General features: G+C 77.7%; 5 protein-coding genes and 1 pseudogene. All 6 read right to left on the bottom strand.

All coding sequences use genetic code 11. The features are described 5' to 3' along the window. Window positions 1–591 (bottom strand): annotated as a pseudogene (locus tag QC029_RS26115) (3-oxoacyl-ACP synthase); the annotation flags it as partial. Further along, on the bottom strand, window positions 592–2,070 hold the full coding sequence (locus QC029_RS26110) for an ATP-binding cassette domain-containing protein (protein ID WP_279558261.1): 1,479 nt from the start codon (window positions 2,068–2,070) through the stop codon (window positions 592–594). It abuts the pseudogene before it with no gap. Then, a complete protein-coding gene (locus tag QC029_RS26105; RefSeq protein ID WP_279558260.1) occupies window positions 2,067–2,903 on the bottom strand; it encodes an ABC transporter permease subunit in 837 nt (278 codons plus the stop codon). The genes QC029_RS26110 and QC029_RS26105 overlap by 4 nt, the downstream gene beginning before the upstream one ends. Then, window positions 2,900–3,913, bottom strand: a complete 1,014-nt coding sequence (locus QC029_RS26100; protein ID WP_279558259.1) for an ABC transporter permease — start codon at window positions 3,911–3,913, stop codon at window positions 2,900–2,902. Before QC029_RS26100 ends, QC029_RS26105 begins: the two co-directional genes overlap by 4 nt. Further along, the gene (locus QC029_RS26095) at window positions 3,910–5,505 is read right to left on the bottom strand and encodes an ABC transporter substrate-binding protein (protein WP_279558258.1); all 1,596 of its coding nucleotides are present in this window, start codon (window positions 5,503–5,505) and stop codon (window positions 3,910–3,912) included. Before QC029_RS26095 ends, QC029_RS26100 begins: the two co-directional genes overlap by 4 nt. A gap of 44 nt (window positions 5,506–5,549) precedes the next feature. Beyond that, complete coding sequence (locus tag QC029_RS26090; RefSeq protein WP_279558257.1) at window positions 5,550–14,159, bottom strand: type I polyketide synthase; 8,610 nt, start codon at window positions 14,157–14,159, stop codon at window positions 5,550–5,552. Window positions 14,160–14,189: the final 30 nt, after the last annotated feature.

The following is a 14,189-nucleotide window of genomic DNA, read 5'->3' as shown; positions in this document are numbered from 1 at the left end:
GAACTGCACGTCCGCGAGTGCCGGGTCGCTGTGGGAGGCGCAGCTCAGCAGCTTCAGGCGGCCGCCGGTACCGCGGGCCAGCACGGCCGCCCCGGCGCCGTCGCCCATGACGACGCCCGAGTCGAAGTTCCAGCGGTCCAGGCCGGAGGGGTGGAAGCGGTCGGCCGCGGTGACGAGCGCGGCGGGCGCGTCGGGCCGTCCGGCCAGCACGCTGGCCGCCAGTTCCAGGCAGGCCAGCGAGCCGTTGGACAGGGCCGACACCTGGACCGACAGCCCCTCCAGCGGCGCACCGCCGAGCAGTTCGCCGGAGATCCGGCAGGCCGCCGACCACATGTCCAGCCCCTGGAACCAGCAGGCGCCGTGCAGGTGCAGCGCGGGCCGCCCGGCGGCGCCGCCGGACGCGCGCAGCGCGGCCCGGCCGGCCCGCACCGCCAGTTCGGGCGGCGCGAGTTCGCAGTGGGAGACCGAGACCATGCCGGACTCGGCCGCGTCCCGGGGTGCGTATGCGCCGCCCTCCACGGCCTCCGCCACGGGCACCAGGTCCCCCAGCACGCCGCCGGTCCCGGTGATCCAGATGTCGTCGAACCTCATCTATGCCTCCTCCGGCATCGCCGGGCCCCGGCCGGGCACCGCCCGGTGGCCCTCCCTCAGAACGCCGTCGCGCAGCTCGTACACGCGGTCGGCGCGTGCCGCGACGGCCCGGTCGTGCGTCACCACCAGGGCGGCCATCCCCGCCGCGCGGCGGCGGTCGAGGACGTCCAGGAGCGTCTTCGCGGTCCCGGCGTCGAGCGCGGAGGTCGGCTCGTCGGCGAGCAGCACCTCGGGGTCCGCCGCCAGGGACCTGGCCGCCACCGCCCGCTGGCGCTGCCCGCCCGAGCAGGCACCGGGGCGGCGGCCGTGCAGTTCCTCCTCCAGCCCGGTCTCGGTGAGCAGTTCGAGCGCCGTGGCCCGTGCCCGGGCGCGGGGCGACCCGCGCAGGACGCGGGCCGGACGGGCCACGGCGGTGACCAGCCGGTGGGCGGGGTTGAGCTCTCCGTCGGGGTCCTGGCCGAGCAGTTGCACGGCCGCGCGGGCGGCGCGGTCCCGGCGGGCGGTACGGCCCTCCCCGTCGGCCAGGGCCAGCGGTGCGCCGTGGAGTTCCACCCGGCCCGCCAGGGGCGGGTGGAGACCGGCGAGCACGCCCAGGAACGTGCTCTTGCCCACCCCGGAGGGGCCCAGCAGCGCCACCAGCTCGCCCCGGCGCAGGTCCAGGTCGGCGTCGGCCACCAGCGGCGGACCGCTCCCGCCGGGGCGTCCCACCGTCAGCCCGCGGACCCGCAAGGCCACGGGACCGCCGGCCGCCGGGGCCGGGCGGGGAGGGAGGGGCGCGGGGAGGGGGGCAGGGCCCCCGGACGCCTCCTCTTCCGCGGCCAGTTCGACGATCCGGTGGCCGGACCGTTCGGCCCAGGAGCGGTCGTGGCTCACCACCACCGCGACCCCGCCCCGTGCCAGATGGCGCCGGACCTCCGCGGCCACCAGGCCGGCGGCGTCCTCGTCCAGCGCGCTGGTCGGCTCGTCCAGGAGCAGCAGGCGCGGCTCGCCGACCACCGCGCGGGCCAGCGCCGCGCGCTGTGCCTGGCCGCCGGAGAGCTGGTGGGGCAGGCGCCGGGCGGCATCGTCCGGCAGTCCGAGGCGGGTGAGCACCTCGGTGACCCGCCGGCTCCGCGCGGACCGGGGCGTGCCGGGCGGCAGGCCGTCGGCGACGGCGGGACCGATCCGGCGCAGGGGGTCGAGCGTTCCGGCCGGGTCCTGGGCCAGGTAGCCGACGTGGGCGCGCCGCCAGCGCCGGGCCGCACCGGTCCCGGGGGCCGGCAGGGGCGCGCCGTCCCACCGGACGGCGCCGGCCGCCAGGTCCGCGCCGGGCCGGAGGGCTCCCAGCAGCAGCCGCAGCACGGTGGTCTTGCCGGCGCCCGAGGGGCCGGCCAGCACCACCGCTTCCCCCGGCTCCAGCGCGATCGGCGGGCAGGGCAGGTCGCGGGAGGAGTTCCGGTCCGTCAGGCGCACGCCGTCGAGTTCCAGCAGGGGTCTCATCGGTCTCGGTCTCCGGAGGTCAGGTGCCGCGCCGTCAGGTCCAGTCCGACGGCGATGCCGGCGGCGAGGAGGGCGAGCGCGAGGGCCGGGGCGAGGGCGGAGGCGGGGTTGAGCGACACCCCGGACATGTTCTCCTTGATCATCAGGGCCCAGTCCGCCGCCGGGGGCTGCGGGCCCAGGCCGAGCACGTGCACCGCGGCGGTCAGCTGCAGGGCCGCGACGACCCGCAGTCCGGCGTCGGCCAGGACCGTCCCGCTCACCGCGGGCAGCAGTTCGCGCAGGACGATCGCGGCGGGACGCTCGCCCCGCGCCAGGGCGGCCCTCACGAAGCCGGCGCCGGACAGGGGCGCGGCGGTGGCGTGCACCACCCGCGCCGACAGCGGCGCACCGACCAGGAGCATGCCGGCCCACACCGCGACCGGCGCGGTGAACGCGGTCGCGCACACCAGGACGACCAGCAGGCCGGGCACGGCGAGCAGGCCGGCGCTCGCGCGCAGGACCAGCCGCCCGGCGCGCCGGTGCCGGGCGGCGGCCAGGCCGGCGGCGGCTCCCACGGCGGTGGCCGCCAGGCCCGCGGGCAGGGCCACCGCCAGCAGTCCCCGGCCCCCGGCCGCCAGCCGCGACAGCACGTCCCTGCCCAGGACGTCGGTGCCCAGCCAGTGACGGCCGTCCGGCCCGCTCCAGGGTGCGCCCCGGGGTTCCATCGGATCACCGGGGGCCAGCGCGGGGCCGCCCAGGACGGCGGCCACCAGCAGCACCAGGACGGCGATGGTGACGGTGGTGGCGGTGGCAGCGGCGGTGGCGGCCGTGCGGTCGGTCCTCCCCCGCCTCATCGCACGGCCCCCGCCCTGCGCGCCGCCCGTGCGGCCACCGCGTCGGCACCGGTCATCGCCGCCAGGATCACGGCGGCGACCAGCAGCGCGATGCCCTGCACCACCGGGGTGTCCCGTGCGGCGACCGATGCGGCGAGAAGCTGGCCCAGTCCCGGGTAGCCCAGGACCGACTCGACCACGGCGGTGCCCGCCAGCAGCGCACCGGCCAGGACGGCCGCGGCCTGGGCCAGCGGTGCCACCAGATGGGGCAGGACGTGCCGGATCGCGCAGCGGGCCGGGGAGACACCGCGCAGCAGCGCGTCCTGGACGAACCGCCGCCGGTAGACGTCCGTGGCCGGGCCCAGGAGCATGCGCGCCGTCCAGGCCGCGGCGGGCAGGGTGAGGGCCAGGACGGGCAGCACGAGGATCTCGGGCCGGTCCAGTGCCCAGCCGCCCGCGGGGACGAGCGAGACGGCGGGCAGCCAGCCGAGCGTCACCGCCAGCAGCAGCACCAGCAGGGCCACCAGGGCCGTGTCGGGGATCGCGACGACCGCCGCGGCGAACGTGGCCCCCGCGCGTCCGGCGCGTGAGGCGGGCGCGCGGGCGACGAGGATCGCCGCCGCCGTGCCGAGGACCACGGCCAGCAGCCAGGACGGCAGGGCGATCAGCAGCGAGGCGGTGAGCCGGCTGCCGAGCAGCGGCGCGACGGCGCCGCCGTCGACCAGGGAGTGCCCCAGGTCGCCGCGGACCGCGCCGCCGAACCAGTCGGCCAGACGCTGCCACGCGGGCCGGTCGAGCCCCGCCTGCGCACGCAGTTCCGCCAGACGCCGGGGGTCGGCCTGCGCGCCCGCGGCGGCGGTGGCGGCGTCTCCGGGCAGCAGCGACGTCACCGCGAACACGGCGACGCACACGGCGATCAGCACGGCGGCGCACCGCACCGCGGCCGGCAGCACCCGGCGGAGGGTGCCGCGCGGGCCCGCGGCCGGTGCGCCGCCGTCCGCCCCGGCCCGGCCGGACCGGGACGTCCTCACCGCCTCAGCCACGTCCGGTCGAGCAGCAGACGGGCGTATCCGGTGCCGTCCGGCAGACCGCCGACGCGGGAGTCGGCCACGTCGAGGCCGTCGCCCGCGCCCCAGGCGAGCAGACCGCCGTCGGAGGCGATCCGCCGCTGGAGTTCGGCCATGGCCCTGGTGCGCCGCCCGGTGTCGGTGTCCGCCATGGCCGCCGCGAAGTCCCGGTCGAACGAGCGGTTCTTCCAGCCCGTCTCGTTGTAGGCGGAGGCCGACAGGGCGGTCTGGCGGGTCCAGGTGGGGAACCCGACACCCGCGTACACGCCGGTGCACAGCGGTTCGCGCAGGTAGACCTCGCTCCAGTACCTCTCCGGCGGGTGCTGGCGGACGGTGACGCGGATGCCGGCCTCGCGCAGCTGGCGTTCGAGCAGCGACGCGGCCGTGGCCATCGCCGGGTAGGCCGTGGTGGTGTGGAGTTCGAGGTCGAGTCCGCCGGGGTGACCGGCCTTGCGCAGCAGCTCGCGGGCCTGCTCCAGGTCGCGGGCGGGCGGGGCGAGGTCCTTGGGGTACGACGGGTCGTCGGCGCACGGCGCGTCGTTGCCGGGCGTGCCGTACCCGAGGAACACCGAGTCCACCAGCGCCTGCCGGTCGACGGCGAGCTTGACGGCGCGGCGCACCTCGGGCCGGTCGAAGGGGGCCCGGTCCAGGCGCATCAGCAGCGGATATCCGTTGGCGGCCCTCCGCCTCAGCACCCGCAGCCCGCCGCCCTCCGCGGCGGACTTGGCGGTGGCCGGGGCCACGTCGCTCGCCACGTCGACGGCGCCGGAGGTGACGGCGGAGGCGAGGGCCTGGGGGTCGGCGAAGCCGCGGATCTCCAGTCCGTCGAGGTGGGGACGGGCGCCCCACCAGCGCTCGTTGCGGGTGAGCGCGGCGGTCTGCCCGTCCAGGGCCTTGAGGCGGAACGGTCCGGAGCCGACGGGCCGCCCGAAGTCGTCCGCGCCGTCGGGCACGACGAAGACCACCCCGGACAGGGTGCGCGGCAGCTCGGCGTCGGGCTCGCCGGTGGCGATCAGGAGCGTGTGGTCGTCCTCGGCGCGGCAGCGCTTGATGTCGACGGTGCCGAGCCGGCCGCCGTTCTGTACCGCCTGGTCTGCCATGCGGCGCAGCGAGTGCAGGACGTCGGCGGCGCGGACCGCCCTGCCGTCGGTGAAGCGGGCGTCGTCGCGCAGCCGGAACCGCCAGCGCGTGGCGTTCTTCTCCGCTTCCCAGGAGAGCGCCAGCCGCGGCGCCACCCCACCCCTGCCGGCGGGGGCCACCAGGACGTCGTACAGCGCGGCCATGCGGATCCAGTCGGACTGGTTCAGCAGGGTGCCGTGGGGGTCGGTGACCGCCGTTCCGCCGCCCGCGGCGACGGTTCCGTAGCGGAGGGTGCCGCCCGTCGCCGGCTTCCCCCCGTCCGGCGCGGAGCCGTCGGAGGTGGTGTCGCCGCCGCGGCCGCAGGCGGCGAGGGCGGCGCCGCCCGCCAGGGCGAGCCCGGCGCCGAGTACGCGCCGGCGGGCGGGACGGGTGTCGGTCGGTCTGTCGTCCGCGCGGTGGCGGCGGCCGTTGTCCATGTCGTTCTTTTCTTCCGTTCGGGTGTGGCTGGGGGTGCCGGTTCTCACGGCCGGGCGGGAGCGGTGTCCGGTCCGAGGGAGTCGAGTGCGCGGCTCAGGGCGGCGGCGACCTCGGTCACGGCGGGGTCGCGGAGCACGGAGTAGTGGTGGGCGGCGACGGGCACGACCTCCAGTGGTCCTCCCACGTGGGGACGCCAGCCCAGCGCCTCGTCGTCGAAGGAGTCGTCGACGCCCATGCCGATGCGGCCGTTGCGGGGCGAGGTGTGGGCGGCGCGCAGCAGCAGCACCGGGACGTCCCCGTCGAGGGGGCCCGCGCGGTGCTCGGCGAGGCCGCGCAGATGGCGGGCGAACACCTCGACCCGTCCGGAGACGCTCTCCTCCGTCCCCAGCAGCCGCTCCTCGCGCAGGGACCGCTCCAGCTCGCCGGGGTCCGCGCCGCCGGTGTCGAGGTCGAGGTACGCCTCCAGCGAGCGCAGGTACCTCAGCCTCACCTCCTGTGCGGTGCGCTGCCGGTCCAGGCCCTCGACGGCGACGATGCGGTCCGGGCTGTTGGAGTCGATCATCGCCAGGAGGGCGACCTCCTCGCCCTGCCGCCGCAGCGCGCGGGCGAGTTCGTGGGCGACGGTGCCGCCCATGGACCAGCCGCCGAGCAGGTACGGCCCGTGGGGCTGGTGCTGCCGCACCACGTGCAGGTACTGGCGGACCATGTCCGGGATGCGCTCGGGACCGGCGTGCCCGGACAGCCCGGGGTCGGCGAGGGCGACGACCGGGTGGCCGGTGGTGAGGCGGCGGGCCAGCTCCATGTAGCACAGGACGTCCCCGCCGGAGGGGTGGAGCAGGAACAGCGCCGGTCCCTCCCCCTCCCGCAGCGGAACGGCGATGTCCTCGACGGGCACGGCGTCCGCGGCGCCCCGGCCGGCTCCCTCCGCGGCGCCCCGGCCGTCGGCCGCGCGCAGCGCCGCCGCGAACCCGGCGACGGTGGGGTCGGTGAGGAACGTGCGCGGGGCGACGGAGCCGCCGTGCTCCCTGGCGTACCGGGTGAGCATGCGCACGGCCAGCAGGGAGTCGCCGCCGAGGGCGAAGAAGTCCGCCGTGCGGTCGACGTCCTCGGCCGGTACGGCCAGCAGACCGGCCCACAGCTCCGCGATCGCGCGCTCGGTCCCGCCGCGCGGCGCACCGGGGTCGTGCGCGACCGCGGCGTCCCCCGCCGCCTCCCCGTGCCGGGGCGCGCCGGCCCCGGCCGGCGGTCCGGCCGGCAGTTCGACCGGCGCCCGCCAGGCCGTGCCGTCGGCGAGTTCCCCGGTGGTCCGCACCACCTCGTCGAACAGCCGGTCCAGGTCGCCCGGGCGGAACAGCTCGTCCACCGAGGCCAGGGCGAGGACGAGTTCGCCGCTCACCTCGTACAGCCGCAGTTCCAGCAGCACCTGGGGGGTGCGGATCCGCTGGTGGTGGTCGGACTCGTCGACGGTGCCGAGCGGGCCTGCCTCGGGGTCGAGGTCACCGCCGAGTGCCGCGCCCAGGCCCAGGGTGCTCTGGAAGACCACGGGCGCCGGAGGGCGGCGGCTGCCGGTGCGGCGGGTCAGCTCGCGCGCCACCTCCACGCCGGTGACCAGGCTGTGGGACAGCGAGCCGGTGATCTGCTCCTGGACCCTTTCGGCGAGCGCGGCGAACGGCGCGTCCCCGGTCAGGTCCACGGGTACGAGGGCCGTTCCGGAGAAGGCGCCGATCATGCGGTCGACGTCCGGGTGCAGCGGGTGGCGGTTGGACTGGAGGGTGTTGAGCACGAACCGGGAGCTCCCCGAGAGCCGGGCGACGGCCGCCGCGTAGGCGGTGGCGAGGACGGCGGAGGGGGTCAGCCCGTGTTCGGCACACCGCTCGCGCAGCGCCTCCCAGCGGTGCGCGGGCAGCCGGGCCTCCCGGCCGGTCATGCCGGCCGCCGTGACCGTTCCGGGGTCGGCGAGCAGCGGGAGTTCCGGTGCGGCGGGCAGTTCCTCCAGCCGCTCCCACCACCAGTCGCGGTCGGCCCGCCACGCCTCGGAGGCGCGGGCCTCCTCCAGGGCGGTGACGTAGTCGCCGAAGTCGACCAGCAGCGGCGGCAGCACGGTGTTGGGGTCGGCGGCGTAGGCCAGGAGCTGGCGGGCGAAGAGCTGCGCGGACCAGCCGTCGGCCACCATGAGGCTGAAGGCGATGTGCAGCCGGCCTCGTCCTGCGGGCAGCAGGGTGAGCCGCACGGCGAATCCGGGCCCCTGCACCGGGTCGGGACCGGTGCCGCCCATCTCGGCGCGGACGTCCTCCAGCGCCGCCTCGGCCTCCCGGGCGCCGGCGTCCCTCAGGTCGGTCACGGTGACGGGCAGGACCGCCGCCGCCGGATCGTCCGCGGGCAGGATCCGCTGGCGTCCGTCGGGCAGGACGCGGGCCCGCAGCATCGGCTGCGCGGCCACCAGGCGCCGTACGGCGTCGACGAGCGCCACCGGCGCGTCCTCGGCGTCGACTCCGTGCAGGCCGACGTCGGTGTAGTAGTGCACCGAGTCGTACGACAGCTCCCAGCCCCCGCGCTGTCCGACGAAGTAGGCCTGTTGCAGCGGCAGCAGCGCGAACGGCTCCTCGGGGTCGGGGCGCCGCCGGAGCCTCACCGGCAGCGCCTGGTGGGCCGGGGCGCCGGTGCCGCGCTGGCGGACGAGCCGCGCGAGGTGGGTCAGGGTGAGGTCGGAGCGGACCTCCGGCAGTGCCAGGACCACGCCCAGGCGCCGTCTGACCATCGCGGCCATGCGGACGGCGAGGAGCGAGTCGCCGCCGAGGCTGAGGAAGGTGGCGTCCGCCGGGATGGCCCCGGCGTCGAGGTCGAGCAGTTCCGCCCACAGGGCCCGCAGGGTCTCGGGCACGGTGCCGGAGGCCGGCTCCGCCGGTGCCGGGGTCTCCTCCGCAACGGCCGGCCGGGGCGCCTCGCCGCCGAGACGGGGGCCGGCCTCGGGGGCGTCCCAGAGGTCCGGGTGCCCGGCCAGTTCGGTCAGCCACGCGGTGTAGGCGGCGAAGGCCGCGTCGGCGGCTTCCGCGTCGAGGACGTTCTCGGCGACGTCCCACTGCAGGACCAGGTCGCCGCGGTGCTCGTACGCCTGGTGGTCCAGCCACACCTGCGGTGTCTGGCTGACGCCGTGCACCACCGGGCCCAGCCACTCGTGGTCGTGGGCGTCGCCGTTCCCGCCGAACCGGTCCAGGCCCAGCATGCCGGTGAAGACCACCGGCACGTTGCGCTGGGCACCGGTGCGGGACGCCTGCTCGGCGAGGAGTTCGAGACCGGAGAACTCGCGGTGGTCGAGGTCCTCGAAGAGCCGGTGCTGCGCGGCGCGCGCCCGCTGGGAGAAGGCGGCGGGGGTGCGCAGGTCGCACTCGTGGAGCAGCAGCGACGAGAACTCCCCGACGACGCGGTCCACGTCCGGGTGCACCGGCGGCCGGTCGAAGACGGTCAGGGTGATCGCGAAGTGGCGGTCGTCCGACCAGGCCGCGAGCACGTCGGCGTAGGCGGCGAGCAGGACGGCGGTCGGTGTGGCGCCGAGCCCGGCGGCCCGCTCCCGCAGCACCCGCCAGCGGTCGGCGCCGAGCACGTGGCGGCGGCGCCCGAACCTGGGCGTGTCCTGTCGGCCGCGCACCGGCAGGGCGGGGGCGCCGGGCAGGGTGCCGGCCCGGTCGCGCCAGTAGGCGGCGGCCCTCCGGTACGCCGGTTCGGAGCGCCGTTCCTCCAGTGCGCGGACGCAGTCGGCGAACGTGACGCCGAGCGGCGGCAGTCGGGTGCCCGGGTCCTCGTACAGGGCGCGCAGTTCGCGGTCGACGAGGAGGTAGCTGGCGGAGTCGCAGACCAGGACGTCGACGGAGAGGAGCACCCGCCAGCCGTCGGGCAGGCGGACGGCGTGGACCTCGATCAGCGGCCACCGGTCGGGGGCGGCGACCCGCCGGGAGACGCGGTCGCGCAGTTCCGCCAGGCGTCGCTCGGCCTCGGCCGGGACCTCGCCGGACAGGTCGGTGACGGGGATGCGGTACTCGGGCACCCGCGGCAGGACGAGGTTGTGGCCGTCCTGGGTGATGACGGCCCGCAGCATGTCGTGCCGGGCGATCACCGCGTTCCAGGCCGCCTGGTAGCGCTCCACGTCGAGTTCGGCGGCGTGGTGCTCGAGGAAGAAGTGGCAGCCGACGCCGCCCAGTTCGAAGGCGCTCGAGCGGCCGACGCGGTAGGCGTGCTGGACCCGGGTGAGGGGGAAGGGCTCCCCGGCCCCGGCGGCGGCCGGCGCGGGTCCGCCGTCGTCCTCCGGTTCTCCCGCGGTGCTCTCCCCCGCCGTGCGCCCCGTGGTCTCCTCCAGCAGTTCCGCCAGCGCCCGCACCGAGGGGCGGGCCAGCAGGTCGCGCAGCCTCAGCGCGGCGCCGTGCTCGTCGCGCAGCCGGGCCAGGACCCGGGTGGCGAGCAGGGAGTGCCCCCCGAGGGCGAAGAAGTCGGCCTCGGCGTCGTCCACGGGGTGTCCGAGGACGTCGGCGTAGACGGCGGCCACCGTGCGCTCGGCCCAGGTCCCGGGCGCGGTCCCGCCGGCGGCCCCGCTGCGCACCGTGCGGACCGCCAGGGCCAGGGAGCGGCTGTTCAGTTCCGCGGGCGAGACGGCGAGGTGGGCCGGCGCGTCGCCCCCGGCGGCCAGGCCGGCGATGCGCAGCAGCGCGTCCAGCGCGTCGGGGGCGTCCAGCGCGTGCCGCATGGTGATCTCGGACGCGGAGGCCCGCTCCTCCTCGGTGCCGAAGCGCCAGCGGTCCCAGTCCGCGGCGATCCAGCGGGTGCCGTCCGCCCGGTCGAGGGTGTGCGCGAGGCCGCTCAGGTAGCGGCTGGCGGCGACGTAGGCGCCGAGGCCGAAGCCGCCGATGGTGGCGGCCGCGGAGGCCATCAGCAGGACGGTGGCGGGACGCGCGGACGGGGGAAGCGCGGCGACGGCGTCCCTCAGCGCGAGGGCGCCGGTCACCTTCGGCGCGAGGACCGCCCCGGTCACCGCGGTGTCGGTCTCGGCCAGCGCGGCGAGTTCCACGACGACGGGTGCGTGGACCACCAGGTCGATCCGGCCGTGGTCCCGCGCGACGGCCTTCAGCAGGTCCTCCAGCGCCCGGCCGTCGGTGGCGTCGGCGGTCTCGACGCGGACGTCGTGGCCGTCGTCGAGCAGCCGCCGTACGGCTTCGGTACGGGCCCGCGGGCGCGGGCCGGCGCTGTCGTCCGGCAGTCCGCCGCGGCCGGCCAGGACCACGTGCGCACCGTGCTCACGGCACAGGCGTCCGGCGAGGGCCAGGCCCACGTTGCCCAGGCCGCCGGTGACGACGACGACCGGACGGCCGGGCAGCGCGGCCCCGTCGCCGGGCTGCCAGGGCTCCCACTGCCGCAGCCAGCGGTGCCCGCCGCGCAGTGCCGTCTCCCAGGACGCCGTCCGGTCCCGCCCGCCGGTGGCGACCAGGTCGGCGGCCTCGGCCAGGATCCTCCCGGTGAGGTCCGCGCCGGTGCCGGGGAGGTCCAGCGAGCGCCACCGGAGGGCCGGGACCTCCTGGGCCAGGATCCGGGGCAGCCCGCGGACGGCGGCGGCCACGGGGTCGACCGGTTCGTCGCCCACCACCCTCTCGCCGGCGGTCGTCACGTGCAGCAGCGGCAGGGACCGCTCGCCGAGCCCGCCGGAGGCGACGGCGGCCGCGAACCGGCCGTGGTCGTGGATCTCCTCCGCCAGGGCCGCGGCGTCCTCCCCCTCGGCTCGGGCGGGCCGGCCCGCGCAGTACACGACGGCCGTCAACCCGGCCCAGTCCCCGGCCTCCTGCGGCAGAGCGTCCGCCGCCTGCGCCCCCAGCCCGCGCAGTGCCGCACGCAGGGGCTCCGCCTGCTCGCCCGGGCCGAGCACCAGCCACCGGCCGCCGTCCACCGCCGCCGTGAGCGGGGGGAGCCTCCGCCAGGTGGGCAGGTGCAGGGGCTGCGCGGCGTCGGGTTCGGCGGGGGCGGGTCCCGGGGCGGGAGCGCCCGTCCGCGGTGCGGGGTCCACCCAGAAGCGGCGGCGCCGGAAGGCGTACCCGGGCAGGGGCACGCGCCGCCGCCCGGGCTTCTGCCCGGCGGTGAGGTCCACGGGCACGCCCGCGCTCCACAGGCGTCCGACGGCCTCCAGCAGCGCGGCCCGCCCGTCGCCTCCCTCGTCCGACCGGGGGAAGGTGGTGACCGCGGCGGGAACCGCCCCGGCGCCCTTGCGCGCGGCGAGCGCGGCGAGCATGCCGCCGGGGCCCGCCTGGACCAGCACCGTCGCCCCGCCGCCGAGCGCGGTGTCCAGGGCGTCGGCGAACCGGACGGTGCCGCGCAGATGGCGGATCCAGTGCTCCGGGTCGGTGAGCTCGGCGGCGGTGGCCTCCCTGCCGGTGAGGGTGGTGACCAGCGGCAGGCGCGGGGCGGACGGGCGGAGCCGTGCGGCGACCGCGCGCAGACCGGGTATGGCGGCCTCCACCAGCCGGGAGTGCGCGGCGACCTCCACCGCGACCGGCTCCGCCGTGACGCCCTTCCGCGCCAGCGCCTCGCGCAGCCCTCCGATCGCCGCCGAGGGCCCCGACACCGCACAGGCGTCGGTGGCGTTGACGGCGGCGACGTCCAGGTCCGGGTGGTCCGCCAGGAGTGCGCGGACGTCGTCCTCGCCGAGCGGGACCGCCAGCATGCCGCCGGCCGGGAGTCCGGCCATGCCCGTCGACCGCGCCGCGACCAGCCGGGCGGCGTCGGCCCGGTCCAGCACTCCGGCGGTGACCGCGGCCGCGTACTCGCCGACGCTGTGGCCCAGGACGGCGTCCGGGCGGACGCCGAAGGCGGCCAGGAGTTCGGCGGTGGCCACGCACGCGGTGAACAGGGCGGGCAGGCCCACTCCCGGTGTGCGGGCCAGCCGCCGGGCGGCGGGGTCGTCGGGGGCGGCCAGCAGGACGTCGCGCACGTCCGCGCCGATGAGCGGTGAGAACAGCTCCGCGAGTTCGTCGGTGGTCCGGGCGAAGCGCGGCTCGTCCCGGTACAGGCCCGCCGCCATGCCGGCGTACTGGGCTCCGCCGCCGGGGAAGGCCAGCACGACCCGGGGCGGCGTGTCCGGGGCGGTGGCCGGCGCGGCGCGGCGCAGCGCCGGGGCGGGGTCCTCGCCCGGGGCGACGGCCACGGCGGCGCGCACGGGCAGGTGCGCCCGGCCGGTGGTCAGGGTGTGGGCGGTGTCGGCGAGGCGGCCGGGGGTGGAGGAGAGCGCGTCGGCGAGGCGGCCGGCGGTGGCGCGGCAGGCTTCCGGCCCGGCGGCGGAGACGACGAGGAGCTGGGCGCGGTCGTCGCGCGGGCCGGGTGCGGGGACGGGTGCCTGCTCCAGGACGACGTGGCAGTTGGTGCCGCCGATGCCGAAGGAGCTGACCCCGGCCCGCCGGATCCCGTCCCCGTCCCACTTCTCGGTGGTGTGCGCGAGGCGGAAGGCGGAGCCGTCGAGCCCCAGCTCGGGATTGGGGGTCGCGCAGTGGAGGCTCGCCGGGACGACGCCGTCGCGCAGGGCCAGGACGGCCTTGACGAATCCCGCGATGCCTGCGGCCGAGTCGGCGTGCCCGATGTTGCCCTTGACCGAGCCGAGCAGGCACCACGGGCGGTCGGCCGGGCCGAACACCCGGCGCAGGGCGTGTACCTCGATCGGGTCTCCGAGCACCGTGCCCGTGCCGTGGCCCTCGACGTAGCCGATGTCGCGCGGTTCCAGGTCCGCCACGGCGAGGGCCTCGGCGATGGTGCGGGCCTGTCCGTCGGGTGACGGGGCGGTGAATCCGGCGCGCTCGGCCCCGTCGTTGGCGACCGCCGAACCGCGCACCACCGCGTGCACCGTGTCGCCGTCGGCCAGCGCGTCCTCCAGTCGCCGCAGCACCACCGCGCCGGCGCCCTGGGTGAACACGGTGCCGCGGGCGTCGGCCGCGTACGGGCGGGTGCGGCCGTCGGCGGAGAACGGCCCGTCCGGTACGTGCAGGTAGCCCCGCCCCTGCGGCACCCGCAGGGAGACTCCCCCGGCGATCGCGGTGTCGCACTCCCCGGCCAGCAGGGCCTGCACCGCCACGTGGACGGCGACGAGGGAGGTGGCGCAGGTGGCTCCGACGGCCACCGCGGGGCCGGTCAGGCCCAGGCGGTGGGCGGTGCGCAGCGGCAGGTAGTCGGCGACGTTGCCGGTGTGCAGGTGCAGGCTGCCCGCCGGGTCGGCGCCGCCGAGCGGGTCGAAGCGGTGGGCGAGGTTGGTGGCGAGGTAGCCGGACAGGGCGGCGCCCGCGTAGACGCCGACCGTTCCCGCGGCGCTCGCGCCGCCGTGGCCCGCGTGCTCCAGGGCGTGCCAGGCGGTCTCGAGGAAGATCCGCTGCTGGGGGTCCATCGACTCGGCCTCGGCGTCACCGATGCCGAACGGGGCGGGGTCGAAGGACTCCTGGTCCTCGATCAGTCCGCCCACGGGGACGTAGGCGGGGTTGCGGCGCAGCGCGGGCGGCACTCCCCGGGCCGCCAGTTCGGCGTCGGTGAAGCGGGTCAGCGCCTCCCGCTCGTCCAGCAGGAGGTCCCAGTAGGCCCCCAGGTCCGGTGCGCCGGGGAAGCGGCAGGCCAGGCCCACCACGGCTATGGAGTCGCTCATCGCCGCACCTCCGCGGGAACGTGACGGTCC

The organism is Streptomyces sp. DH37, from assembly GCF_029813835.1.
Taxonomy (GTDB): Bacteria; Actinomycetota; Actinomycetes; order Streptomycetales; family Streptomycetaceae; genus Streptomyces.
Note: the sequence above shows the minus strand (reverse complement) of the source record. Positions and strands in the feature narration are given on the sequence as shown.

What these genes read in the sequence shown, in the direction of transcription:
- QC029_RS26110 (WP_279558261.1), bottom strand. Translation starts at nt 2,070, where the DNA reads ATGAGACCCCTGCTGGAACTCGACGGCGTGCGCCTGACGGACCGGAAC.
- QC029_RS26105 (WP_279558260.1), bottom strand. Translation starts at nt 2,903, where the DNA reads ATGAGGCGGGGGAGGACCGACCGCACGGCCGCCACCGCCGCTGCCACC.
- QC029_RS26095 (WP_279558258.1), bottom strand. Translation starts at nt 5,505, where the DNA reads ATGGACAACGGCCGCCGCCACCGCGCGGACGACAGACCGACCGACACC.
- QC029_RS26090 (WP_279558257.1), bottom strand. Translation starts at nt 14,159, where the DNA reads ATGAGCGACTCCATAGCCGTGGTGGGCCTGGCCTGCCGCTTCCCCGGC.